Raw genomic sequence first — 24,295 nt, 5'->3', positions numbered from 1 at the left:
GGCGCCGCCCGCCTCGGCACCCTTCGGCTCGATGCCGTCGGTCCCGGCGCCCTCCGGCTCGATGCCCTCGGTCCCGGCGCCCTCCGGCTCGATGCCGTCGGTCCCGGCGCCCTCCGGCTCGATGCCCTCGGTCCCGGCGCCCTCCGGCTCGATGCCCTCGGTCTCCGCGCCCACCCAGTCGGCGAGCCAGCGGGTGAAGTCCAGCGGGGCGAGCGCCGGGTCGAAGTACGCGTCCAGGTTGTCGAGGACGACGAGGAAGGGCGCAAGGACCTCGTCGAGGCCGGCGACGAACCGCTGGGCCAGGTCGTCGTCGGCGAAGATCGCGGGCAGCATGGCGCCGATCGGCGCCGACGAGCCCAGCCCGTCGACGGAGCCCCTCATGCGCCGTCCCCGATCACGCGGACCCGGTGGTCGAAGGAGAACACCAGGGACGGGGCGGACAGGTCGATGCGGTCGGTGGCCTCGCCGCGCTTGCCGGTGATCGGGTCGGCGGGGTGCAGCAGCACCTGGTCGACGAGCTCGACGCCGGGGACGCGCTGGAGCACGGCGAAGATCTCGCCCGCCTGGACGGGCCGGCCGAACGGCCAGCCGGTGCCGTCGGCGCCCCCGGTGAGCGGGTCGAGGTGCCGGTAGAGGGCGTCGTGCGCCTGTCGGCGGACCCGGTCGGTGTCGACGCCGCGGAAGGCGTGCACGGTCGCGACGACGGTGACGCCCTGGTAGTACGGCGGGCCGACGGCGAGGCGCGTGCCGATCAGCCGGCGTTCGTCGAGGTGGCGGGTGATGCGGGAGAGCAGCGCGTCGCCGGGGACGAGCTGCTCGAAGCGGAGCCGCCCGCCCGGGTCGGGCACGGCCTGGGGGACCACGAGGACCCGGACCGCGTAGGCGCCGTGCTCGCTCTCGTCGCCCTCCAGGCAGGTGATGCGGGCGGTGTCGGGCGCGGCGCGGCGGGCCAGTTCCTCGTAGTCGCGCAGGGTGACGGCGCGTTCCTGGGCGCGCAGCGTGATGGGCGCGCGCCGCTTCGCCTCCTCGACGGTCTCCCCGTCGACGCCGCCGCGCGCGGCCTCCCGGTTGACGACCTCGGCGAGGTACGGCACGGAGCGGCGCAGGACGCGGACGGCGCCGCGGGCGACGTTGCCTGCCCTGCCCCCGCCGGTGCGGTAGCGCAGGGCGCGGATGACGGCGCCCTTCGGGGGGACGGCGCCGTACTGGCGCAGGGTGCCGTCGGGTTCGCGGACGGCGGGGCCGAAGGCGATCTCGCCGGTGGTGGCGTCGAGGGTGATGTGCCGGTCGTGCGGGCGGGAGCCGGCGAAGTGGGGGACGACCTCCCAGTCGGCCCAGCCGCCGTGCTCGGCGGTCTGGAGCAGGACGGGCGGGGTGTCGCCGACGACGGGCGCGTGCGCGAGGCGCAGCCGCTGTCCGGGCAGGCCGGTGGACTCGCCGAGCGCCTCGTCGCGGACGGTCTCGGCGTGCACGGCGGAGGTGGTGCCGCCCAGGGTGTACGCCTCGGCGGCCCGCACGGACGGGGAGGTGGTGTAGAAGGGCTGGCCGGGGAGGGGCTCGGTGACGCGGCAGCGCAGCCAGCCGCCCTCGTGGCCGCCGTTGCGGGACAGCACGTGTCCGCCGGGGACGTGCAGGACGACCTCGCCGGGCCGGTTGAGGCCGCCGGTGACGTCCCGTTCGACCTCGCACTCGGTCCAGCCGTCCTCGGTCCACGCCTCCCACACCAGCGGCGGCTGGCGCGGGTCGACGCCGACGCCGTCGACGCGGCTGTCCAGCTCCAGGGCGACGGCGCAGTGCGGGACGGCGGCGCTCAGCCCGAACAGCATGCAGTCGCCGGGGGCCGGCGCCTCGGAGAAGCAGAGGACGTCCTTGCCCTCGGCGAGGTCGTCGGTGCGGTCGGCGACCGGCTCCCCCTGCTGCTGCGCGGCGATCCTGCGCAGCGAGCAGGGCACGAGCGCCAGGTCGCGTTCGGTGGCGAAGACCACGGCCTCGTCCCGCTCGGTGCGGGTGGTGGCGACCTCGGTGCCCTCGGGCACCACCACCGGGTCGTCCTGCGGCGCGGACAGCCAGAAGGTGACGTCGGTGCGGGCGGCGGTGGGCGGGAACCGGGTGATGCCGACCAGGTCGAGGAAGGCCAGGTGGTTCTTCTCGGGCACCCGGTTGAGGCGGTACACGATCTGGTCGGCCATGTGGGCGACCGCCTCGATCAGGGTGACGCCCGGGTCGGAGACGTTGTGGTCGGTCCACTCCGGGGCGCGCTGCTGGATGTAGCGCTTGGCGTCGTCGACGAACTGCTGGAAGCGGCGGTCGTCGAGGTTGGGGGAGGGGAGGGCCATCAGCGGTCGCTTTCGGGGTGGGGGCCCCACTCGCCCGCACCGGCCGTGCCGCTCGTGCCGGGCTCGTCGTGGGAGGGGATGACGTAGAAGGGGAAGACGAGGCTGCGCGGGTTGTTGGTGCCGCGGATCGAGTAGCGGACGTCGATGTGGAGCACGCCCTCGCCGGGGCCCGCGGTGACCTGGACCTCCTCGACCTCGATGCGCGGCTCCCAGCGGTCGAGGCTCGTGTACACCTCGTGCTGGATGCGGCCGGCGGTGGCCTCGTTGACGGGGGCGAAGACCATCTCGTGGATGGCACAGCCGAACTCCGGGCGCATCGGCCGTTCGCCCGGCGCGGTGGCCAGCACGAGCCGGATGGCCTCCTCGATCTCCTTCTCGCCGCTGACCAGGGCGATGCCGCCGGTGGGTCCGATACGCATCGGGAAAGCCCAGCCGGAGCCGACGAACTGCTCGGCCATCAGATCACCGGCTTTCCGTTGGCGGTGAGCAGCCCCATGACCGGCACGGTGGCCGCGCGGATGCCCACGCTCGCCACCGCGTTGATCTGCACGCTGCCCATCGCGGCGATGCTGGCGAGCCCCGCGGCCTTCAGGGACAGGGCGCCCTTGGCGTCCACGTTCACCGCGCCGACCGACGAGCTGAGGGTGACCGCGCCGCGCCCCCGGAGGGTGAGGGGACCGCCGCTCTTGATGGTCACCGACCGCTTGCCGTTCAGGGTGAGGTCGGTGCCTGCCTCGACGGACACGGACCGGCCGCCCTTGATGACGACGGCGCCCTCGCTGTCGACGGTGATCTCCGTCTTCGTGCGGTCGAGGTTGATGACCAGTCTGTCGTCGCCGGAGGCGATCCGGACGCCCTGTTTGCGGGCGCCGTTGGTCTGGCTGAGCAGGTCGACGCGGTTGGCGTCGCGGTCGGACAGGGTGTGCCGGACCGCCCGCCGCCTCACGCTGTCGTGCAGGGGGACGTCCCGCACCGGGGACGGCTTGTCCACGCCGTTGTAGAGCCCGCCGACGACGAACGGGTGGTCCAGCGCGCCCCGGTCGAACGCCACCAGCACCTCGTCGCCCACGTCCAGCGGGAAGATGCTCCCGCCGCGCTTCCCGCCGAGCTGCACGGTCCGCGTCCAGTCGGAGACGTAAGTGTCGTCCAGCCACGGGAACCTCAGCTTCACACGGCCCTGCTTCAGCGGGTCCTGCACATCGGTGACCAGCGCGTTGGCGACGCTCGGCAGCCGGGGCGCGGCAGCGGCGGCGCCGCTTCCCCCGCCGCCGGAGGTGAGCCCGAACAGGGAGCGCCACTGGCGTCCGCTGACGGTGATCCAGGTCTCGTAGTGCTTGCCGTCGCCGAACACGTGCCGGGCGGACGTCACCGTGTACTTGCCCTCGAAGGGCGCGCCGACGTCGGTGAGGGTGACCGGCACGCCGGGCCGCAGCTTGGGGTTGCCGCGCACGACGACCTCCAGCTCGGCGAAGGACGAGGTGACGTCGTCGGCGAGCGAGTCGGCGGCGTACTTCACCTCGTTCTGCCGGTCGTACGGCTTCTCCGTCTCGACGAGGGTGACGGTCCCGAAGGCGGAGGCGGCCTTCTGCGGGGTGGTGCCGATGTCGATGCCGGGGTGGGCGGTGGTCGGGGCGGTCGCGGTCAGCTCCTTCTTCGCGACGACGTCCCAGCCGCGCGCCTCGACCCGCCCGAACTGGTCGGCGGCGGTCACCGCGGCCCGGCAGCGCAGCACGTCGGTGCCGGCCTGGAGGACGTACGGGCTCTTCTCGCCCGGGGTGCTGGTGGGCGGCGCGCCGGACGCCGGGTCGGGGCCGGTGAACTGGAAGCGGCCCTTGGCGTCCAGGGACATCACCCGGTCGTTCTCGTCGGCGAGCCGGGACAGGAAGTCCCAGTCGGTGACGTTGGCCTGGCTGATGAACTCGTAGACCGTCCGAGTGCCCTCCACGGTGCCGAGGGTCAGGCCGTCCTGCGCGGCGAGGGTGCGGGCGATGTCGGACGCGGTCTGGTTGCGGTAGGCGGCGACGCGGCGGCGGCGCATCATGCGGTGCCCGCGGTCGTAGCCGCGGATCACGGTGAAGGTGCCGGTGCCGTCGTAGTCGGTCTCCATGCCGGTGACCTCGCCGGTGAGCAGCGGCTCACCGGCGCCCTTGCCGTGCGCGACGGGCGCGATCACCACCTCGGTGCCGAACTTGATGCCGAGCTTGCCGAGCACCAGGCCGTGCGCGTCGCGGAACGTCACCCGGAACGCGCCCGGCACGCCCGCGCCCAGGTCGACCCAGCCGCCGACCAGCAGCGGGGCGAAGTACGGCGGGACGGGCTTCCCGTCGAAGGTGACGTCGACGATGTTGGAGAAGGAGGGCTTGACCATCGGTTACGCGACCTCCCCGGCCGCCGGAAGGATCAGTTCGGTGCCGTTGGGCAGCCGGGACGGGTCGTCGATGCCGTTGGCCTCGGCGATCGCCCGCCAGGCCGCCGCGTCCCCGTACTCCCGCCAGGCCAGCGACTGGAGCGTGTCGCCCGCGACCACCCGGTGCACGCGCCGCGCGGTCAGCGCGCCCGACGTCGGGTTCTGGCCCTTGGTCTGCCCGGGGATCTCGTTCAGCTCCACCTGACACGCCGCCCGGATCGGCACCCCCGTCGTCCCGAACAGCGTGTACGTCGCCTGCACGCTCCCGATGTACGCGGTGAACCGTGCCGTCGAGAACGACCCCCACTCGAACACCACCCACGGCGTCGACGGCTGGTCCGCCGCGATCGACTTCGCGGTCACCTCGCAGCAGGAGAACAGCGCCTCGACCTTTTTCAGCACGCTGCTGTCGCCCGGGTCGCCGGAGCAGTCCAGGAAGACCTCCATCGACAGGCTGCGCCCCTCCGCGCCCATGAACTCCGGCAGCGGGCCGTCGCGCAGGGCGGCGGACGGGGTGCTCTTCCACTGGGCGCGGCGCGTCAGGGTCAGCTGCGCCGGGTTGAAGTCGAAGTCGAAGGTCCTGATCAGACCGCCCGGTGTGGTGCTGTCGCCGATGGGGGGCTCGTGGATGGCGAGCGTGGCGCGCACCAGGCTCTTGCCCGCGCCGCCCGTGGAGCCCTTGCCTCCCTTGCCTGCCATGTCCTTCGTCTCCGTCCTGGTGTCGTTCCGGTCGTGCTGGTGCGGGGGTGGGTCAGTCGGTGAAGCCGTGGTGGGCGATCTCCAGGACCTCCGTGGCCACGCCCGGGTTCGCGGGGTCGAGGGACGGCCCCTGCCAGCTGACCGGCAGCACGTCGATCAGCCCCCAGCGGGCCACCTCGGACCCGTCCGCGCGCAGGGCCGAGATCTGCGCGGTGGGGCGGGTGACACCGGTCGTCACGGACGAGATCCACGCGGCGACCTTCGACGTGTCCGGGGTCAGCGGGCGGGTCAGCCGGATCGTGGAGAAGGTGACGCGGGTGGGCAGCTGCCACACGAAACCGTTGTTGCCGCCCTCCTGGTACTGCTCCACCTCGACGCTCGACGCGAGTCCCTCACAGCCGTTGAAGGCGCCGAGGCTCTCGCCGTCGATGGTGAGGGTGAAGAAGATCGTGGATCCCGGATCGAGATCGCTGGGCATCGCGGGGCCTTTCGGGGGCGTCTTCGGGCGGTGGGTTCAGGTCAGGTGCGTGGGTCGCGGAGGCGGCCGATGCGTTCGCGGTCCATGCGCAGTTCGGTCCGCAGGAGCCGGGTGAGGGGGCCGACCAGCCGGTGCGTCAGCTCGTCGAGCTGGCCGTCGGTCAGCGACCGGGGGTCGAAGGGACCCTCACCCGGCGGACCGCCCGGCCCCGGGTGCGGGTCACGGGCGCTGTACGGCGGGGGCGGGCCCGGGTCGTACGGCGGGGGCGGGCCCGGGTCGTGCGGCGGGGGCGGGCCCGGGTCGTACGGCGGGGGCGGTGTCGCGCGCTGTACGGGGAGAGCGGGGGGCGGGGTGACGGCGGGGAGCGCGGGCGGAGGGGTGGCGGGCGAGGTGGAGCGCTGGACGGGCGTGGTGCCCTGCTCGGTGGGGGCGGGGCCCGTGCCCGCAGGTGTGACGGGTGCGATGCTGCGCCGAAGGGGAGCACCGAGGCCGGTGCGTGCGGTCGGCGCGTCGGGTCGCGTGAGGGGCTGTACGGGAGCGCTCGCGGTCCCGTCGCGGGGGGTCCGCGAGGGGGAGGGTGAGGCGGTCCGGCCCTCAGCGGCCGGGGTGGCGGGCGCGGACGGCGCTGCCGGAGGCGTGGGGCGTCCTGCCGCGAGCCTCTGGATGGGAGGCCCGACAGGGGCCGGCGAGGAGGCGGGCGCGGCGGGCGACGGAACGGTACGGGCAGGCCTCGGTACCGGGACGGAGGTGGACCCGAGCGGCGGCAGCACGGTACGGCCGCTCGCCGGAGCCGGAGCATCCCCGGAGGGCGTACGGCGTTGCCGCACGGGGGTGTTGAGGGGAGCCGCGGGCGTGGACGTGGCCGGGGGCCGTGCTCCGGGGGCGGCCGGCTTGCCCACGCCGGCCGCGGGAGAGGGCGTGGCCGATGCCGACTTCGGGGCCCGCTGGACGGGTGCCGCCTGGGGCGCGGGGGCCGCGAGGGGCAGGACCGGAACGTCGGTCACGCCCGGCGTGGCGGCGGTTCGCTGAGCGGGCGTGGTGGGGGCGGAAGGTGTCGTGCCCGGGGCGCTGGTGCGCTGGACGGCAGGCGTCTCGTGTGCGGGTGGCGTGGCGGTCCGGGGCGGGGTGCCGGGCGCAGGGGGGAGGGACGGCGTCGTGGTGAGCGGTGCTGTGTCCGGCCCACCGGTCTGCCGCGCGGGGGTTGCCTCGGATGCGGGTGGCGTGGCGGTCCGGGGCGGGATCGCGGTGGCGGGAACCGCGCCCGGTGCGGTGGTCCGCCGGACGGGGGTTGCCTCGGATGCGGGTGGCGTGGCGCTCCGGGTCCGGGCCGTTGTGGGGGTGGACGGTGTCGTGCCCGGCGCGGTGGTCCGCTGGACGGCAGGCGTCTGGGCTGCCGGTGGCGTGGTGGTCCGGGGCGGGGTCGCGATGGGGGGAGCCGTGTCCGTCATACCCGTCCGCTGGACGGCGGGCGTCTCGTGTGCGGGTGGTGTGGTGGTCCGGGGCGGGGCCGCGGAGGGGGTGGACGGTGCCGTGCCCGGTGCGCTGCTCCGCCGGACGGCAGACGCCTCGGACGCGGAGACCGAGGCGGGCCGAGCCGAGGGCGTCGGCGTGGCCGGAGCCGTGGGGACGTCGACGGCCCGGGGCACCGGTGCCGTCGGGAACCGCCGCAGCGGTGCGACGGGCACCGCGGAGCCGGGCCGGGCAAGGCGCTGGACCGCGGCCACGGGAACAGCGGCCGGCGCGGGTACGCCGCCCTCGTCGTTCGCTGCCTCCCCCGAGCCACCGGGCTGCCCTACAGGCGCGCGCCCCACCGCCGGAGCCCCGGTCGGCGCCCCCGGCGTGACCGAAGGGCGTGCCGAGCGCACCGGCGCCTCAGCCGCCGTGGGCATGGAAACCGCCGCCCCTGGGCCGCCGGACGGACCGGAGGGCTCGGGCGTCCGCGCGGCCGGAGCACCCCCGCCGGACCGGGCCGCGCGTCGCTGCACGGCGGGCGCGGTCCGCCGCAGAGGCACGGCCGCGGATGCGGGACGAAGGTGCGGGGCCACAGGCGACAGCGCGGACGGCGGGGAGGGAGCCAGCGCACGGGTCGGCGTCAGAGGCCGCACGGGAGGCGCCGCGCCGGCGGACACCGGTGACGGCGCCTGGGCGGTTCCCTCCGGCGCCTCCGGGACGGCCCGTTGACGTACGGGCACACTGCCGGACTCCCGGGGGACGGACGTCACCGGTGCTTCCCCGGACACGGGAGAGCCCGAGGCCGCACCGGCGACCGGAGGAACCGACGACGGCGAGGCGGCCGAGGCGGTCGAGGACGTCGAGCGGGCCACGGGAACCGGCGACGGGGAGGGCGACGAGCCTCCCGGAGTCGCTGCGCGCGGCTCGGGAGCCTTCGCCCCCGGTGGCGGAACCGTCAACGGCGCCCCGAGCAGGGGTCGTCGGCGCGGCGCGGACGCCGTACCACCGCTTCCCCCGGAGCCCGCCGGGTCGCCTGCGGGACCCGAACCCGAGCCCCGCGTCTCGACCGGAGCCGTCTGAACCGGAACCGTCTGAACCGGCACGGTTCCGACCGGCGCCTTTCCCGCCGGCACCGTCGCGGCCGGCAGCGTCCTCCGCTGCACAGGCGCCGCCGCCGGTCCCCCTGCCCTGGTCAGGGACGCGGAACGTCGCGCGGGGGAGGGAGACGCCGTCACCCTGAGGGGAACGGCCGCGCGCTGCACCGCCGGCGGCTCCTCACCCTCCGTCGGGTGACCGGCCTCCTTCGCGGGCCTCGCCACCGGCAGGTCCAGCGTGGGCAGTTCCAGCCCCGCGGACGGTCGCGCCGACGCGGTGAGGACTCCCTCGACCAGCCCTCCTGGCGCGCCGTCCAGCACGGCGTGGGAGAGCGTGCCCGCGAAGGACGGGTTCTGCCAGGTGCTCAGCCTGCCGCCGAACCCCGCGTCGGCGACGGGCCACGACGGCCGTGAAGTCGCCCGCTGGACAGGCGGCAGCAGAGGCCACGCAGCCGTGCGCACGGGCGCCTGAGGAGCCACCGGGGTGCGGCCGTCGTCCCCGGGAGCCGCGGACGCGCCGCCCCTGCGCCGCAGCCGGTCGAGGAATCCCATGCCGCGTCAGCCTTCCGCCGACGCGCGCGTCACGAGCGCGGTGATCTGCTCCGCGTACCGGCGGCGGTCACCGTGTTCGAGGTCCAGGATGTCCTCCAGGCTCCAGTGGAAGTGGTAGGCGATGTACGCGATCTCCTCGTGCAGCCGGTCGGTCGCGTACGTCACGATTCCCCCAGGCGGCTCCCGCCGAGTTCGACCTCGAACGGCTGCTCGCAGTGGGGGCAGGTCACGCCGGCACGGGTGTGGCCCTCGGCGTTGACCTGCCGGTAGAAGTCCTGGAGGAAGGCCAGGTCGGAGGCGAACATGTTCTCCACGACCCCGTCGTGCACCATCGTGAGCGTCCCCAGCCGGGTGATGACCCGGCCGAGCAGCACCACCGACAGGTACGCGGGGTTCTCCTGCACCCGGATGTCGCGCAGCGGGACCAGTTCGTCCCGGGCGGTCGCGAGCCGCATCGTCCCGTGCCGGTGGACGGTGCCGTTCTCGTCGACGTAGCCGCGCGGCAGCTCGAAGGGGAACTCGGTGCGCAGCGCCCCGGAGCCGGACGTGGCCTCCTCCGGCTCCGCGACGGCGGCCGGAGCCGCCTCCGCGGGCCCCGGGCCGGCCGGGAGGGCTCCCGGCCGGGCGGCGGTGGTGCGTCGCATTACTCGATGACCAGTTCTTCGAACGTGATGGTCACCGTCTCGGTCAGCGCGGAGGCCTCGCCGGCCTTCACGGTGCTGGTGTCGATCTTGCTGCACCAGGCGTTGCGCATGTTGTACCGCTTGACCGGATTGTTCTGGTAGTCCATCACCATGATGGTCGCGTTCTTGCGGGCGGTGCCCATCGCGCCGTTGACCGACTCGTTGATCCACTCGTTGAACGCGGGGGACTGGGTCATGCCGCGCACGACCGTGCAGGTGCCGGCCTTCTTCACGCCCGGCATCTTCTTGGTGACGGGCTTGCCCTGGGCCGAGACCTGCTGGTACTCGATCACGTCCTGCTCGATGCTGAGGCCGCTGACCTCGGCGAGGTACTCGACCATGACGCCGTCGATCTGGAGGCCGAAGTTGTGTGAGGTGAGGGCATCACCCGGCTGCAGACTCATCTGTCGCTACTTTCCTTCGCAGAGGGGGAGTTCGGAGGGAGGGCGGAGTGCGGGGGTCTCCCCTACTCCTCCAGCTCGCCGCTCCCGCTGGAGAACTGGGCCAGCCGGAAGATCACGAACTCGGCGGGCTTGACCGGCGCGATGCCGATCTCGCAGACGACCCGGCCGAGGTCGACGGACTCCGGCGGGTTGGTCTCCTCGTCGCACTTGACGTAGAAGGCCTCCTCCGGCCGGGAGCCGAACAGGGCGCCGGAACGCCACTCGTTGACGAGGAAGGCGGAGACGTTCCGCCGGATCCTGGCCCACAGCTGGTGGTCGTTGGGCTCGAACACCACCCACTGGGTGCCGATCAGGATCGACTCCTCGAGGTAGTTGAAGTACCGGCGGACGTTCAGGTAGCGCCAGGCCGGGTCGGATGCCAGGGTGCGGGCACCCCAGACGCGGATGCCGCGGCCGGGGAAGGCGCGGATGCAGTTGACGCCGATCGGGTTGAGCAGGTCCTGCTCGCCGCGGGTGATCTGCAGCTCCAGGTCGACGGCGCCGCGGACGACCTCGTTCGCGGGCGCCTTGTGCACGCCGCGCTCGAAGTCGTTGCGGGCCCAGACGCCGGCGACGTGGCCGCTCGGCGGGACGACCCGGCTCTGGCCGCTCGCCGGGTCGAACACCTTGATCCACGGGTAGTACAGCGCCGCGTACTTGGAGTCGTAGCCGGCGGTCTCCTGGCGCCAGACGCGGATGTCGCGGGCGTTCAGGCCGGGCGGCGGGTCGATGACGGCGACCCGGTCGCCCATCAGCTCGCAGTGCGCGATCAGGCCGAGCTGGACGGCCTTCACCGCCTCCAGGTCGATGTCGCCGCGCTGGTAGGCGGCCATCAGGTCGGGGACGGCGACCATGGAGATCTCGTCCACGGCCTCCAGGCCGCCGAAGCCGGTGCGGTCCGCGGAGTCGCCGACGTACTCGGCCGGGCCGGGGCGGACGGCGCCGTCGGCGGTGGCCGGGACGGCGGGCGCGGGGGCGGGCGGCGTCGCGAGCGCCACGGTCTGGTTCTCGGGACGGGCGAGCTGCGCGGCGGGCGCCGCCTCCTGCACGGTGATGAGCTTGGAGCGCTCCTTCACCTGCGTGACGACATAGGTGCGGCTGCTCTTCTTCGCGCTGACGTCGAACGTCTCGACGGGGCGGTCGCCGTCCTTGACTGTGAGGCGGAACCGCTCGGCCGGGCCCTCGCCCTCGGGGTCGGATACCTCGACGCTGAGCGGGCCGGACCCGGCGGCCACGGCGGTCACCGTGAAGGTGCCGAGCTGGGCGGGCGTCCCGGCGGGCAGGGCGGCCTGCGCGGGCGCGCCCGTCACCTCGGCGGGCGTGCCGGACGCCTCGCCCGCGACACCGCCGGGGGCGCCGCCGACCCGCACCACGTAGGCCGCGCTGCCGCCGTTGTTGAAGAAGCCGTAGACGGAGTGCGCCAGGTAGTACCCGTCCGTGAAGGCGCCGAAGGCGGCGACGAACTGGGTCCAGTTGGTGACCAGGGTCGGCTCGTTCAGCGGGCCGGTGGGTGCGAGGCCGACGAAGGCCGCCACCGATGTGCCCACTCCTTCGATGGGGCGCGAGCCGCTGGCCACCTCCTCGACGTAGACGCCCGGCGACAGGTAGGACGGCATGCTCTGCTCTCCTCGGGGTACGAGTCAGGTCTGTACGCACCCTCGCGCGCGCGTCGCGCCCGCCGGAACGGCTGGGAGTGCCGTGTCCGGGGCACGGCCGCTGCCCGTAAGGGCAGGGCGTCCCGCGTCTGCCCACGCGTCTGCCCCGACGGCCATTCCCTGCCCCACGCCCGCCTGGCAGTCTGCGGACCGACGTGTGTCCACCATCGAGGGGAGCGCCCGTGCGCGGGCAGGAAGACAGCCAGAACCAGGCACGGACGCCCGGCGCCCGGCCGGCGAAGCCGCGTGCGGAGGCCGGCCGTCCGGCCGGTACGACGGATGCGCGGTTGCTCGCGTTGCAGCGGACGGCGGGGAACGCCGCGGTGGCCCGGGCCGTGGCCGAGGAGCGCCACCGGCACGACGCGAACTGCGGTCATCAGCCCGGACAGGACCGGCCTTCGGTGCAGAGGTCGGCCGTGCACCAGGTGCTGCGCAGCGCCGGCCGGCCCCTGGACGCTCCTCTGAGGACGGAGATGGAGGCCCGGCTCGGCGCGGACTTCGGTGACGTGCGGCTGCACACGGACGCCGTGGCGCAGCGGTCCGCCGAGGAGATCGGCGCCCGCGCCTACACCTCGGGCAGCCATGTGGTGGCGGGCCGGGACGGCCTGGACAGGCACACCCTGGCGCACGAGCTGACGCATGTCGTCCAGCAGCGTCAGGGGCCGGTCGACGGTCACGACCACGGCGGCGGGCTCAAGGTCAGCGACCCGGGCGACCGCTTCGAGCGCGAGGCCGAGGAGAACGCCCGCCGTGTGATGAGCGGAGCGCCACCGGCGCTCTCCGAGGCGGCCGGGACGGTGGGCGGCCAGGGCCTGCAGCGGGCCGTGGACATGGGGGCGCCCCGGGTCCAGCGTGTTCCGGAGACGGCGGAGGCCGCCGCGCCGGGGTTCCGGCAGACGAAGCCGACGGCGGAGGAGGACCGGGACGTCACCCTGCGCATGCTGGACCGGATGTCCCGCATCGCGCTGGACACGATCAGGGCCACCAACGGTCAGTTCGTCGACAAGAAGAAGAAACCCGTCCGCAGCGTCAAGAAGATCACGCCTCATCTGGCCGTGTCCCTGGAACAGGACGGCTACCTCGCGATCGCCGGGAACACCGGCGACAAGAAGGTGACCGAGAACGACAAGAAGGTCGTCGAGGCCGAACTGGCTCGGTTCGTCAACGGTTCCGACGAGGTGGCACGGGCCGAGGACGCACAGCGCAGCAGGGCCGGCAGGGACCAGACCAAGGTCCGCGCGCTGGTCGAGGGCTCCTACCTCAGTGAGCACAGCGGCGCCGGAGGGCTGCTCGCCGTGAAAAAGGCCCTGGAGGAAGGGAAGGTCCGGTGGTACGCGGTCGGTGGCGCCTCGGCGCCGAACACCTCCCAGCACGGTGAGATGACGGTCCTCGGACAGCATGTCGCGAAGTGGCTGAGCAATCCGAAAGCGAAGGACGAGGCTCCGGAGAAGGTCATGATGGGCGGGGTCAAGCTGGCCTGCGCCTGCTGCGAGTGGGCCTTCCAGGCCGTCAACGAACACATCGGGCGGGCCACCGGGTACGAGGTCGTGGCCGCGGGCGCCCATGGACAGTTCTTCCCGGGCTGGCTGATGCCGGAGTGGATGAGGGAACACGAAGCGGTGGTGAACGCTGTCCGTGAGAAAGCCGAGGCGAACGGCAAGGAGCTGACGGAGCGGTGGGTGATCGAGGGCGAGATGTCGACGGAACGCGTCACCCACGACCCCGACGGCTCCGCCTCCGAATGGGAGGAGAGCTGAGCCGGGGCACCCCGTTGCCTTTCCGGGCAGCCGAACCTGCCTCGCAGCCTCGTGACCGCCCGGAGGGTGTCAACTAGCGTCGACGCGTGAGCCTTTGGACTTCTCTTGAGCCGGCGTCGGCGACGGTCGACCCGGGCGGCCGTACGACGGTGCGGCTGCGGGTGCGCAACACCGGTGACGTGGTGGACGAGTACCGGTTCGAGCCGGTGGGTGACCTCGCGCCGTACGCGCGGGTGGAGCCGCCTTCGCTGCGCCTGTACCCCGGGACCACGGGGACCGTCGAGGTGTCCTTCGACGTGCCGCGCACCCCGGACGCGGCCGCGGGACCGCATCCGTACGCGGTCCGGATCACGCCGACGGAGCACCCCGAGGCGACCACCGTCCCCGAGGGGAACGTGACGGTCACGCCGTTCACCGAGGTGCGGGCCGAGCTGGTGCCGCCGGTGGTGAAGGGGCGGCTGCGGGGCAAGCCCGTGCTCGCGGTGGACAACGTCGGCAACACCAAGGTGACCGCCTCGCTGAGCGGCAGCGACAACGGCGACCAGCTCTCCTTCGACCTGGACCCGGGAAACGTCCAGATCGAACCGGGGCGGGCGGCGTTCGTGAAGGCCCGGCTGAAGCCCCGGGAGATCATCTGGTTCGGCTCCAAGCAGGAGCGTCCCTACACGCTCATGGTGCAGCGCTCCGGCGTCGATCCGCTGGGCGTGGAGGGGAAGTTCGTGCAGCGCGGCTTCCTGCCGGGCTGGCTGGCCACGGTGCTGGCGACGACGGTCGCGCTGGCCGTCGCGTTCGTCGTGATCTGGCTGACGTACAAGCCGGACGTGCGGTCGCTGGCCACGGAGAAGACGGCGCAGGCCGAGGCCGGCGTGATCCCCGCGCCGCAGGCCTCCGCGTCCGCGCCGCTCACCCTGCCGAGCGCCGGGGCGTCGCAGGAGGTGAAGCCGCCCGAGCAGGAGGCGCCCGGCGGCGGCAGCTCGGCCGACGCGGGGTCCGGCGAGAAGGAGGAGAAGCCGGCCTCCGGCGGCGGGGGCGGCGGAGGCGGAGGCGGCGAGGAGAAGCAGGCCGAGTCCGAACCGCTGGTCGGCGACCAGATCGTGGGCGTCGGGTCCGACCGCTGCGTCACCGTCCCGCTGAAGAAGGGCAAGGCGAACGACGGCACCGGCCTGGTGATCCAGGACTGCGACGCGAAGGCCGCCAACCAGCGCTGGGAGTTCCGCGGCGACGGCACCGTCCGCTCCATGGGCATGTGCATGGACGTGGCCTGGGCCTCGCGGGACGACGGCACGCTGATCCAGCTCGCCCGGTGCAGCGGCAACCCGGCGCAGACCTTCGCGATGAGCCCCGCCGCCGACCTGGTCAGCGTGATGGCCGACAAGTGCGTGGACGCCATGTGGAGCGGCACCGCCAACGGCACCGGGCTGCACCTGTGGACGTGCGGCGGCACCCCCAACCAGAAGTGGACGCTGCGCACGCCCTGATTGCCGCCGCGGCTACCAGGTGCCCTCGCCCGGCACCAGCCGCCCCGCCTTGCGGTACTCCCGCCGCGCCCCCTCCAGGAGATCGGCCGTGGTGACCGTGGTGTCCCGGTCGGCCGCCGCGTAGGCGGCGGTGACCACGGCGCTGCGGATGGACCCGCCGGCCAGCTCGAAGTCCCGTGCCACCCGCGACACGTCGACGTCGTCCGCGCACGGCACGCGGGACAGGCAGTGCTCCCACAGCGCGAGCCGCTGCCCGGCGTCCGGGAACGGGAAGTCGACCACCAGGTCGAGGCGGCGGGTGAACGCCTCGTCGATGTTGGCGCGCAGGTTGGTGGTGAGCAGCGCGATGCCGTCGAAGGACTCCAGACGCTGGAGCAGATAGGCGCTCTCCATGTTGGCGTACCGGTCGTGGGAGTCCTTGACCTCGGAGCGCTTGCCGAACACCGCGTCCGCCTCGTCGAAGAGGAGCACGGCGTCGGTGCGGTCCGCCTCGGAGAAGACCCGCTCCAGGTTCTTCTCGGTCTCGCCGACGTACTTGTCCACGACGGAGGAGAGCCGTACGACGTAGAGGTCGAGGCCCAGTTCGGCGGCGACGACCTCGGCGGACAGGGTCTTGCCGGTGCCCGAGTCGCCCGCGAACAGTGCGAGGACACCCCGGCCCCGGCCGCCTCCGGCGCTGAGGCGCCAGTCGCCGAGCACCCGGTCGCGCAGCCGGGCCCGCCGGGCCAGTTCGCGCAGCTGGGTCAGGGGCGCCTCGGGCAGCACCAGGTCGTCCCAGGTCACCGCGGGCCGGATGCGGCGGGCGTGCTGCTCGAGACCGGACGTGGACTGCTGGCGGGCGGCGAGCCGCAGATGGGCGGGGGCGAGCGGGGTGCCGTCGAACGCGGCGAGGGCCCGCGCGGCCCGCACCGCCCGCGCCACCCGGTCGGTGCCCAGGTGGTAGGGGGCGACGGTGGCGGCCAGGTCGAAGCCGGGGCCGGCGGTGCCCGTAGGGGCATCGGGGTCACCGTCGCGCAGGGCGGCGGCCCAGGCGTGCACGGCGTTCGTGCCCAGCCGGGGGGCGTCCAGCACCAGCGGGTCGTCGTCGCACCACTGCGGGTCGTACGGCCCGGAGCCGGTGAACACCACGGGCACATCGGGCACGGACAGTGCCCGCACGAGTGCCCCCGGGTCGTCCTGCGGCACCGGGACGACCAGCGGGCGGTCGAGCAGCCGGGCCTCGCGGACCAGGGCGGCCAGCGGCTGCCCGGTGTGCGGGCCGTGGGGCGTGTAGTGCAGGGCGCCGTCGGGCAGCGCCCGTGCCGCGTGCGCCAGGCCCTCGCCCTCGCGGTGCTCGCGCAGATAGACGGTGAGCGGCTCCTCCTTCAGCCGGGCGGCGAGCCGTCCGGTGAAGCCGTCCTCGCCGGGGGGCTCGGACGGTACGGGGAGCGGGCGGACGCGCCCGGCGAGCGACGGGTCGGGGGTGTCGTCGCCGAGGAGATGGGCGACGACCCGGCCCGGCACCCGCAACGAGCGGCTCAGGAAGGGGCGTTCTGGTTCCTCGACGTCCAGCAGGGCGAACGTCCGCAGCGGTGCGGAGGGGTGGAACACCGCGCGGGACTCGGGCCGGTGCACGGGCGCGCCGGCGAGGTCGAGCGCGAGACCGGTGGTGGCGCGGCGGCGGCCCACGTCGTCGTTGAGATAGCCGTACAGCGGCTCGAAGGACCGGTCGAGGTCCGGGGCGAGCGCCGCCAGCAGCACCGTGACCTCCGGCGGGTGCAGGCCGAGCCGTCGCGCGAGCGGGCCGAGCCGGTCGCCGGGGGGCTCCTCGTCGTCCGGGCCGTCCGGCAGGGGCGCGGGGGTGGTGTGCAGGTGGTGGCTTGCGGCCGCCTCGGAGAGGTAGAGGCCGCGCAGGGGGTCGTCGGCGGTGGGGTCGTCCGCGGAGCGGAGCTCCACCAGCCGGGCGACGCGGGCGCGGAGCCGGGTGACGCGGGCGAGGAGGGCGTCGGCGGGGTCGGGGTGCGGAGTGTTCACCGGGTGCCCCGTCCGCCCTCGAGGTGGTGCGGGCGGTGGGCGCGGGTGGTGTCCCGGGCGCCGTCGACGGAGCGGACCCGGACGACCGCGCCCTCGGTGACCGGCGGTCCGGCGTCGTACTCGGGGTAGGACGGGAACGGGACCAGCGCCACCAGGTCCAGGGACGGCTTTAGCTCACCGCCGAGCGCGGACCAGATCTCGGCCAGCGACCGCGACTCGGTCTGCGTCCCGGCGACGGACAGGGTGACCGACAGTCCCAGCGCGGACAGGGAGGGCGGGAGTTCGGCGGGCGGGAGGATCTCGCGGGGGAGCAGCGTGGCCAGCGCGGCCGACAGCAGGCGGTGCTCGTCCTCGGGCTGCCGCGTCCAGGCGGTGACCAGGTAGGACAGGCGGAACCAGCGCGGCGGCATCCGGCGCCGCACCACCTGGCCGGTGTCGTCGGTGACCGCGACCGTGCCGCGCTCCCGGCGGGAGACCTCCTCGCGGATGTCGTACAGGTAGGCGTTGAGGGTGGGCGCGTTGCGGCGGGCCGCCCAGTCCCGGGTCGGGGCGTCCAGGGACACCTCGACGCCCGAGCCGGCCAGGGCGCCGCCCTTGAGGAGGCCCTTGAGGACCTCGTCCACCTCGTGGATCACCGTCGTACTCCTGCTCTGCCGTCGCGCGGTCCCCGGGTCGTCCGGCCGCCGGCCGCCTCAGTCGACGCCGGACGCCTCACCGCCGACGGCACGTCTCCGGGTCCCGTCGATGGTGCCGGGGGCGCGCCGCACGGGGTCCGGCGCCGGGGTGGGCGCGCGGGCACGGGGCGGTGCCCGAGGGGCCCCAACCCGGGTGCCTGGACGGTCAGATGTAACCTTCCCGAAGGGCGTACGCGACGGCGTGCGCCCGGTTGCGGAGGTGCAGCCGGGTGGTGATTCCGTGCAACACGTTCTTGACCGTCCGTTCGGAGTACGCGAGTTTCCCGGCGATCTCTCCGGTGTCCAGCCCTTCGGAGACGAGCCGCAGGACGTCGACCTCGCGGGCCGTCAGCCCGCTCGCCGGGGCGCCGGAGTGGCCGGCGGACGTGCGGTGCAGTGTGCCCACCCGGTTGATGAGCCTGCCCAGCAGGTCCCCGGGGAGGTCCCCGTCGCCCCGCGACGCCGCGACGACGGCGCGCACCAGCCGCTGCGCGGTGGCCTCGTGACGCCAGACGATCGCGCCGACGCCGCACTCGACGACGTCGAGCAGTTCGCTCTCCCGGATCGCGCCGACCACGAGCACCGCGCGGCTGCCGTCGCTGCGGACCAGCTTGCGCATCCGCGTCAACAGGTCTTCGTCCAGGTGGTCGTTGACCAGGAGGGCCACGGTGCCGGGGCCGGGCCGCCCGTCCTCCACCAGGTCGATGACCGGGTGGCGGCGCAGTTCGCTGACCGCGCCGGCCCGGGAGATCGGGTCGGGGGCCTCCACCACCACGGGGATACGGCTTCCGGGCCCGGTGGGCGCTGCCGTCTCCGGGCCTGTCAACGACGTGCTCTGCAACCGATTCCCCATACCCGACCGTGCGACCGCCGCCGGGGCGGCCGCGTCCGACGCTGCGGATCCACACTCCTGTGGCGGGTGGGGCGCGGACAATCGTGGAGAACCACGAGACGCACCACGAGATCGGGGCATGCGGGCACGCACGCCTCCGTGACCAGGTCACGGCTCTGCGGGCATGGAACACGACCCGGTGTTCCGCGTCCATACCCGCGGCGCGCATTCACACCTCACGCTTACTTTCTGCCTCAACAGGCCGCTCCCGTAGGCCCGTCGGGGCACCCGTACGCCTTTTTCCGCGTCCTTCAGACCGGGGCCGGTGTCCGTGGCGGCACCGTCGCCCGCCCACGATCCGCCCGGCCCAGGAGGAACCCGTGCCGTTAGCAGAGCCCTTGAGCGAACGGGACGACGCCCTGCGCCTGCTGGCCGCGCAGGGCGAACGCGCCCGTGCCGGCGCGGGCCGTCTCGTCCTGCTGCGCGGCGCCACCGGCACCGGACGCACCGCGTTGCTGGGCGCCGCCGCCGAGCAGGCGGCCGGGCGGGGGATGCGGGTCCTGCGGGGGCGCGGCACCCCGGAGGACGGCGGCGCCGACTGGGGCGTCGCCCGGCAACTGTTCGGCGCCGACGCGGACTTCCTCCAGGAGCCCCCGGCGTCGGCCGGCACGTCCCCCGCCGAGCACCGGCGGACGCAGGGCGGGCTGTTGTGGCGGCTGCTGGAGACGTATGCGCGGCGCGGGCCGCTGTTCGTCGCGGTCGACGACGTGCATGCCGCCGACGCGGCCTCGCGCCGCTGGCTAGCGGAGGCCGCCCGGCTCGTCGACGGGCTGCCCGTGCTGCTCGTGGTGACCGAACGCAGCCAGTACGACATCGACCCGGCCGGCCACGGACTCGCCCACGGGCTGTCCCCCGCCCTCGTCCACACCCACACCGTCGCCCCGCTGAGCGCGGGCGCCGCCGCGGACCTGGTGCGGGCCGCCTTCCCGGACGCCGAGCCCGGCCGGGTGGCGGACTGCGTGCGCGCCGGGGCGGGCAACCCGCTGCTGCTGCGGGCCCTGCTGCACGACCTGTCGTCCTGGACGGGGTCCGCCACGGAAGGCCCCTCCGCCGCACTGCCCGAGACGTGCGCCGCGCTGTACCCGGGGGCGTACCTGGACGTCGTCTCGTGGTGGCTGGCCGGCGCGGGCGGGGCCACGGCGCGGGTCGCCCGCTGTCTGGCCGTGCTGGAGAGCGGGGAGGCGGATCGGGCGGCCGCGGCCCGTACCCCGAAGACCGCGGATGACGGGACACGGCGCGAGTGGTGCCCGGGGGACTGCCCCGAGGAGCGCCGCGACACCCAGGCGCGGACCGTGGCCCGCATGGCGCAGGCCGACCCGGACCGGGTGACGGGCTGGCTCACGGCGATGACCCGCCTCGGCCTGCTGCGGCGGGACCAGGACGGACTCCACCGGTACGCCCATCCGCTGCTGCGGGACGCCGTGCTGAGCGGCTGGACCAGCGGGCGCCGCAGGGAGGCGCACCGGGCCGCCGCCGAGGAGCTGATGCGTGAAGGGGCCCCGGTCGGCGCCGTGGCCTGGCACCTGCACCACGGGGCCGCGGTGGCCGAGCCGTGGGCGGTCGACGTGCTGCTGGAGGCGGCGGCCGAGGAGGTGCGCGCCGACCGGCCGCGCTGCGCGGTGGCGTTCCTGCGGCGCGCCCTGGACGAGCCGATGGAGCCCGTCCGCCGGGCCACCGTCCTGATCCAGCTCGGTTCCCTGGAGTGCGCCGCCCACCCGTCGGGCGGGCTGCCCCGGCTGGCCCAGGCCGTACGGCTGCCCGGCGGCTCGCGGGACCGGCTGCGGGCGACGGTCGCCCTGGCCACGGCGCTGGCCCGCAGCGGGGACGTCGCCGCGGCGCGGCGGATGCTGCGGGAGGAGGAGCAGCGGTTCGCGGGGCGTCCAGGTCCGGTGCGGACGCTGCGTGCGGTCACCGTGCTGCTGTCCGACGCCACCCCGCACGTGTCGCGCGCCGGCGACGAGCCGCTCGCGCCCGAGCCGGAGGGCGACGGGCCGGACCTGCTGGACGCGGCGCACCGCATGCTGGCGGTGCGGCACGGTGCGACGGGTGGGCTGATCTCCTCGCGGGAGGCCATGGAGCGGATCCGCGCGCTCACCGAGGGGCCTGCGGATCCGGTCGCCGTGCCGTTCCTGTACGGCATGGCCGCGCTCGTGGCGCACTGGGCGGACGAGCTGGACGAGGCGGAGCGGCTGGTCCGGCGGGCTCTGGATCCGCTGGCGTCGTTCCTGCTGCACCCGATGCACCACATCCTCACCGACATGCGGGTGGACGTCGCGGCGGCCCGCGCCGACTGGGACGCGGTCCTCGCCGAACCGCACGCCCGTACCGCGCGGATCCGGTCGTCGGGGCCCGGTCCCACGAGCGCGCACACCCAGGCGGTGATCGCGCTGGTGGAGACGGGGCGGCGGGAGGAGGCCGAGCGGCTGGTGGACGGCTTCGACCTGCCGACCGCGCCGGACTCCTGGCGCACGCACCGGTTCCTGTACGCGCGGGCGGTGCTGCTGGCCGCGTCCGGGCAGCCGGAACGGGCGCTGGAGGACTTCCTGGAGTGCGGGCGGCGCCAGGCGTCCCTGGAGGGGCATCTGTCCGTGGTGTCGCCGTGGCGGGTGGGCGCGGCCGAGTGCCTGCTCGCGCTGGGCAGGCCGCAGGAGGCGCTGGCGCTGGCGGAGGAGGAGGCGCGGCTCGCCGAGGTGTGGGGCACGGCGCGGGTACGGGGCCGGGCGCTGCGCATGCTGGGCGAGGCGACGGGCGGCCGGCGGGGTCTGCGGCTCACGGCGCGGGCGGTCGGACTGCTGCGTGCGGCGCCCGGCGGGGCCGAGCTGATCGCCGCGCTGATCGCGCACGGAAGGCTGTTGCTCGCGTTTCGGGAGCGCTCCCAAGCGCGGGAGGCGCTGCACGAGGCGGTGGAGCACGCGGAGCGTCTCGGCGCGGTGCGGCTGCGCCGCGTGGCGGAGGACCTCCTCCACGAGGGCGGCGCCCGCCGCCCCGGCGCGCCCCGCACGGGCCCGGAGGCCCTGACGGACAGCGAACGCCGCATCGCCGGTCTGGCGGCCGAGGGCCGCACCAACGCGGAGATAGCGGCCTCCCTCCACCTGGCCCGCCGCACGGTGGAGACCCACCTGACGGCGGCCTACCGCAAGCTGGGCATCGCCCGCCGCACGGAGCTCCCGACGGCCCTCCCCCCGGCCCCCTACGGAGCCGCGGCCCGCGCCGGCTGACGGAGCCTGCAGACGGCGAAGGGGGCCGCCCTAGCGGGCGGCCCCCTTCACTGCGCGGTGTGGACTACTTCACCGGCTCCGGCTCGGGAGCCGGTTCCGACTCCTCCTCGCCGGCCGGGTCGACCGGGGTCTTGACCGACTCCAGCAGGAGCTGGGCCACGTCGACGACCTGGGTCGACTCCTTGGCCTTGCCGTCGTTCTTCTTGCCGTTGACCGAGTCGGTCAGCATGACCAGGCAGAACGGGCAGGCGGTGGAGATGATGTCCGGGTTCAGGGACAGGGCCTCGTCGACGCGCTCGTTGTTGATGCGCTTGCCGATCCGCTCCTCCATCCACATCCGCGCGCCGCCGGCGCCGCAGCAGAAGCCCCGCTCCTTGTGGCGGTGCATCTCCTCGTTGCGCAGGCCGGGGACCTTGCCGATGATCTCGCGCGGAGGCGTGTAGATCTTGTTGTGGCGGCCCAGGTAGCACGGGTCGTGGTAGGTGATGAGGCCCTCGACCGGGGTGACCGGGATGAGCTTGCCCTCGTCCACCAGGTGCTGGAGCAGCTGGGTGTGGTGGATGACCTCGTAGTCGCCGCCGAGCTGCGGGTACTCGTTGCCGAGGGTGTTGAGGCAGTGCGGGCAGGTGGCGACGATCTTCTTCGACGCCTTCGGCTTCCGCGACTCCTCGGTCACCTTGCCCTCGTCGTCCATCTCCTCGCCGAAGGCGGCGTTGAGGGACATGACGTTCTCCATGCCGAGCTCCTGGAACAGGGGCTCGTTGCCGAGGCGGCGGGCGGAGTCACCGGTGCACTTCTCGTCGCCGCCCATGATCGCGAACTTGACGCCCGCGATGTGCAGCAGCTCCGCGAAGGCCTTGGTGGTCTTCTTGGCGCGGTCCTCCAGGGCGCCGGCGCAGCCGACCCAGTACAGGTACTCGACCTCGGACAGGTCCTCGATGTCCTTGCCGACGACCGGGACCTCGAAGTCGACCTCCTTGAGCCACTCCAGGCGCTGCTTCTTCGCCAGGCCCCAGGGGTTGCCCTTCTTCTCCAGGTTCTTGAGCATCGTGCCCGCCTCGGACGGGAACGCGGACTCGATCATCACCTGGTAGCGGCGCATGTCGACGATGTGGTCGACGTGCTCGATGTCCACCGGGCACTGCTCGACGCAGGCGCCGCAGGTCGTGCAGGACCACAGGACGTCCGGGTCGATGACGCCGTTCTCCTCGGCGGTGCCGATCAGCGGGCGCTCGGCCTCGGCGAGGGCGGCGGCGGGCACGCCGGCCAGCTGCTCCTCCGACGCCTTCTCCTCGCCCTCCATGGTCTTGCCGCCGCCGGCCAGCAGGTACGGCGCCTTGGCGTGCGCGTGGTCGCGCAGCGACATGATCAGCAGCTTCGGGGAGAGCGGCTTGCCGGTGTTCCACGCGGGGCACTGCGACTGGCAGCGGCCGCACTCGGTGCAGGTGGAGAAGTCCAGCAGGCCCTTCCAGGAGAACTGCTCGACCTGGGAGACGCCGAAGACGTCGTCGTCACCGGGGTCGGTGAAGTCGATCGGCTCCCCCCCGGAGGTCATCGGCTGCAGCGCGCCCAGCGCGGTCCCGCCGGCGGCCTCACGCTTGAACCAGATGTTGGGGAAGGCGAGGAAGCGGTGCCAGGCCACACCCATGTTGGTGTTGAGCGAGACGACGATCATCCAGACGAACGACGTCCCGATCTTGATCATCGCGGTCAGGTAGACCAGGTTCTGCAGCGTCCCGGTGGAGAGCCCGTCGAAGGCCTGCACCAGCGGGTACGACGCGAAGTACGACGCCGAGTAGCCGTCGACGTGGTGCAGGGCGCCCTCGAGGCCGCGCAGCACGTAGATGGCGAGGCCGATGGTGAGGATCACGTACTCGACGAAGTACGCCTGGCCGGCCTTGGAGCCGGTGAAGCGGGACTTGCGGCCGGGCCGGGACGGCAGGCTGAGCAGACGGATCACGATGAGCACCGCGATGCCCAGGACCGTCATGACACCGATGAACTCGATGTACATCTCGAACGGCAGGAAGTCGCCGATGACCGGCAGCACCCAGTCGGCCTGGAAGAGCTGGCCGAAGGCCTGGGCGAGGGTCGGCGGCAGGGTCAGGAAGCCGACGGCGACGAACCAGTGGGCGATGCCGACGACGCCCCACCTGTTCATGCGGGTGTGGCCGAGGAACTCCCGCACCAGGGTCACACTGCGCTGGTAGGGATTGTCGGTCCGGGTGCGGGCCGGGACCGGCTGGCCCAGCTTGAAGTACCGGACGAACTGGCCGATCGCGCGTGCGAGCAGCGCAACGCCGACCACGGTCAGGACCAGCGACACGATGATCGCGGCGAGTTGCATGGGGGCTCCTCGGGCCTGCGAGGGGTTCAGGGTGTGGAGTGGTTGTCGGGGGCTTCACCGGGGTGTGCCGTCCGGCTTCCCCGAGATTACTAAGCGGTAACTTATGCAGTCCGTCTG

General features: G+C 74.0%; 16 protein-coding genes and 1 pseudogene. 3 read left to right on the top strand and 14 right to left on the bottom strand.

The window, feature by feature from the left end; genetic code table 11:
- Positions 1 to 138: 138 nt before the first annotated feature.
- The 10 genes and pseudogenes from ACF1AG_RS13000 to ACF1AG_RS12955 form a co-directional block, all read right to left on the bottom strand.
- Positions 139 to 381, bottom strand: a pseudogene (locus tag ACF1AG_RS13000) (phage tail protein); the annotation flags it as partial.
- On the bottom strand, positions 378 to 2,336 hold the full coding sequence (locus ACF1AG_RS12995) for a putative baseplate assembly protein (RefSeq protein WP_359603521.1): 1,959 nt from the start codon (positions 2,334 to 2,336) through the stop codon (positions 378 to 380). The gene ACF1AG_RS12995 and the pseudogene ACF1AG_RS13000, both read right to left, overlap by 4 nt.
- Positions 2,336 to 2,794: a GPW/gp25 family protein gene (locus tag ACF1AG_RS12990; protein ID WP_359603519.1), complete on the bottom strand. Its 459-nt coding sequence runs from the start codon at positions 2,792 to 2,794 to the stop codon at positions 2,336 to 2,338. The genes ACF1AG_RS12995 and ACF1AG_RS12990 overlap by 1 nt, the downstream gene beginning before the upstream one ends.
- Positions 2,794 to 4,704 (bottom strand): VgrG-related protein, encoded by a 1,911-nt coding sequence (locus ACF1AG_RS12985; RefSeq protein WP_359603517.1) that lies wholly within the window; start codon positions 4,702 to 4,704, stop codon positions 2,794 to 2,796. Before ACF1AG_RS12985 ends, ACF1AG_RS12990 begins: the two co-directional genes overlap by 1 nt.
- A gap of 3 nt (positions 4,705 to 4,707) precedes the next feature.
- Positions 4,708 to 5,442 (bottom strand): tail protein X, encoded by a 735-nt coding sequence (locus ACF1AG_RS12980; RefSeq protein WP_359603515.1) that lies wholly within the window; start codon positions 5,440 to 5,442, stop codon positions 4,708 to 4,710.
- A gap of 52 nt (positions 5,443 to 5,494) precedes the next feature.
- Positions 5,495 to 5,920, bottom strand: a complete 426-nt coding sequence (locus ACF1AG_RS12975) for a phage tail protein (RefSeq protein ID WP_359603513.1) — start codon at positions 5,918 to 5,920, stop codon at positions 5,495 to 5,497.
- A 3,104-nt stretch (positions 5,921 to 9,024) separates the two neighbouring features.
- Entirely contained in the window at positions 9,025 to 9,183 is a 159-nt protein-coding gene (locus ACF1AG_RS12970; RefSeq protein WP_359603511.1) for a DUF6760 family protein, read from the bottom strand.
- Complete coding sequence (locus ACF1AG_RS12965) at positions 9,180 to 9,662, bottom strand: hypothetical protein (protein WP_359603509.1); 483 nt, start codon at positions 9,660 to 9,662, stop codon at positions 9,180 to 9,182. Before ACF1AG_RS12965 ends, ACF1AG_RS12970 begins: the two co-directional genes overlap by 4 nt.
- Positions 9,662 to 10,105 carry a phage tail protein gene (locus ACF1AG_RS12960; RefSeq protein WP_033274777.1) on the bottom strand — a complete coding sequence of 148 codons (444 nt, stop codon included), beginning with the start codon at positions 10,103 to 10,105 and terminating at the stop codon, positions 9,662 to 9,664. Before ACF1AG_RS12960 ends, ACF1AG_RS12965 begins: the two co-directional genes overlap by 1 nt.
- A gap of 62 nt (positions 10,106 to 10,167) precedes the next feature.
- Positions 10,168 to 11,760 carry a phage tail sheath subtilisin-like domain-containing protein gene (locus tag ACF1AG_RS12955; protein ID WP_391809743.1) on the bottom strand — a complete coding sequence of 531 codons (1,593 nt, stop codon included), beginning with the start codon at positions 11,758 to 11,760 and terminating at the stop codon, positions 10,168 to 10,170.
- 221 nt (positions 11,761 to 11,981) lie between these two features.
- Here ACF1AG_RS12955 and ACF1AG_RS12950 point away from each other — a divergent pair, with 221 nt between their 5' ends.
- Together ACF1AG_RS12950 and ACF1AG_RS12945 are read left to right on the top strand one after the other, a co-directional pair.
- On the top strand, positions 11,982 to 13,556 hold the full coding sequence (locus tag ACF1AG_RS12950) for a DUF4157 domain-containing protein (RefSeq protein WP_391809742.1): 1,575 nt from the start codon (positions 11,982 to 11,984) through the stop codon (positions 13,554 to 13,556).
- A gap of 86 nt (positions 13,557 to 13,642) precedes the next feature.
- A complete protein-coding gene (locus ACF1AG_RS12945; protein ID WP_359603505.1) occupies positions 13,643 to 15,034 on the top strand; it encodes an RICIN domain-containing protein in 1,392 nt (463 codons plus the stop codon).
- 12 nt (positions 15,035 to 15,046) lie between these two features.
- Here ACF1AG_RS12945 and ACF1AG_RS12940 read toward each other — a convergent pair whose 3' ends face one another.
- The 3 genes from ACF1AG_RS12940 to ACF1AG_RS12930 form a co-directional block, all read right to left on the bottom strand.
- Positions 15,047 to 17,047 (bottom strand): ATP-binding protein, encoded by a 2,001-nt coding sequence (locus tag ACF1AG_RS12940; protein ID WP_391809741.1) that lies wholly within the window; start codon positions 17,045 to 17,047, stop codon positions 15,047 to 15,049.
- The gene (locus ACF1AG_RS12935) at positions 17,044 to 17,682 is read right to left on the bottom strand and encodes a DUF4255 domain-containing protein (RefSeq protein WP_359603502.1); all 639 of its coding nucleotides are present in this window, start codon (positions 17,680 to 17,682) and stop codon (positions 17,044 to 17,046) included. The genes ACF1AG_RS12940 and ACF1AG_RS12935 overlap by 4 nt, the downstream gene beginning before the upstream one ends.
- A 205-nt stretch (positions 17,683 to 17,887) precedes the next feature.
- On the bottom strand, positions 17,888 to 18,574 hold the full coding sequence (locus tag ACF1AG_RS12930; protein ID WP_359603500.1) for a LuxR C-terminal-related transcriptional regulator: 687 nt from the start codon (positions 18,572 to 18,574) through the stop codon (positions 17,888 to 17,890).
- Between the two features lie 359 nt (positions 18,575 to 18,933).
- On the opposite strand from ACF1AG_RS12930, the gene ACF1AG_RS12925 reads away from it, so the two are divergent.
- Positions 18,934 to 21,831 carry an AAA family ATPase gene (locus ACF1AG_RS12925; RefSeq protein WP_391809740.1) on the top strand — a complete coding sequence of 966 codons (2,898 nt, stop codon included), beginning with the start codon at positions 18,934 to 18,936 and terminating at the stop codon, positions 21,829 to 21,831.
- Positions 21,832 to 21,895: 64 nt separating this feature from the next.
- Here the strand turns inward: ACF1AG_RS12925 and ACF1AG_RS12920 are convergent, their stop codons facing one another.
- Positions 21,896 to 24,178, bottom strand: coding sequence for a (Fe-S)-binding protein (locus tag ACF1AG_RS12920; RefSeq protein ID WP_391809739.1), 2,283 nt, complete (start codon positions 24,176 to 24,178; stop codon positions 21,896 to 21,898).
- Between the last annotated feature and the right edge of the window lie 117 nt (positions 24,179 to 24,295).

Origin of the sequence: Streptomyces sp. NPDC014764, assembly GCF_043082785.1 — a bacterium.
In the GTDB taxonomy this organism is placed as follows: domain Bacteria; phylum Actinomycetota; class Actinomycetes; order Streptomycetales; family Streptomycetaceae; genus Streptomyces; species Streptomyces althioticus.
The sequence above is the reverse complement of the archived record's forward strand: the minus strand, read 5'-3'. Positions and strand labels throughout refer to the sequence as shown.

What these genes read in the sequence shown, in the direction of transcription:
- ACF1AG_RS12995 (WP_359603521.1), bottom strand. Translation starts at nt 2,336, where the DNA reads ATGGCCCTCCCCTCCCCCAACCTCGACGACCGCCGCTTCCAGCAGTTC.
- ACF1AG_RS12990 (WP_359603519.1), bottom strand. Translation starts at nt 2,794, where the DNA reads ATGGCCGAGCAGTTCGTCGGCTCCGGCTGGGCTTTCCCGATGCGTATC.
- ACF1AG_RS12985 (WP_359603517.1), bottom strand. Translation starts at nt 4,704, where the DNA reads ATGGTCAAGCCCTCCTTCTCCAACATCGTCGACGTCACCTTCGACGGG.
- ACF1AG_RS12980 (WP_359603515.1), bottom strand. Translation starts at nt 5,442, where the DNA reads ATGGCAGGCAAGGGAGGCAAGGGCTCCACGGGCGGCGCGGGCAAGAGC.
- ACF1AG_RS12975 (WP_359603513.1), bottom strand. Translation starts at nt 5,920, where the DNA reads ATGCCCAGCGATCTCGATCCGGGATCCACGATCTTCTTCACCCTCACC.
- ACF1AG_RS12965 (WP_359603509.1), bottom strand. Translation starts at nt 9,662, where the DNA reads ATGCGACGCACCACCGCCGCCCGGCCGGGAGCCCTCCCGGCCGGCCCG.
- ACF1AG_RS12960 (WP_033274777.1), bottom strand. Translation starts at nt 10,105, where the DNA reads ATGAGTCTGCAGCCGGGTGATGCCCTCACCTCACACAACTTCGGCCTC.
- ACF1AG_RS12955 (WP_391809743.1), bottom strand. Translation starts at nt 11,760, where the DNA reads ATGCCGTCCTACCTGTCGCCGGGCGTCTACGTCGAGGAGGTGGCCAGC.
- ACF1AG_RS12930 (WP_359603500.1), bottom strand. Translation starts at nt 18,574, where the DNA reads ATGGGGAATCGGTTGCAGAGCACGTCGTTGACAGGCCCGGAGACGGCA.
- ACF1AG_RS12920 (WP_391809739.1), bottom strand. Translation starts at nt 24,178, where the DNA reads ATGCAACTCGCCGCGATCATCGTGTCGCTGGTCCTGACCGTGGTCGGC.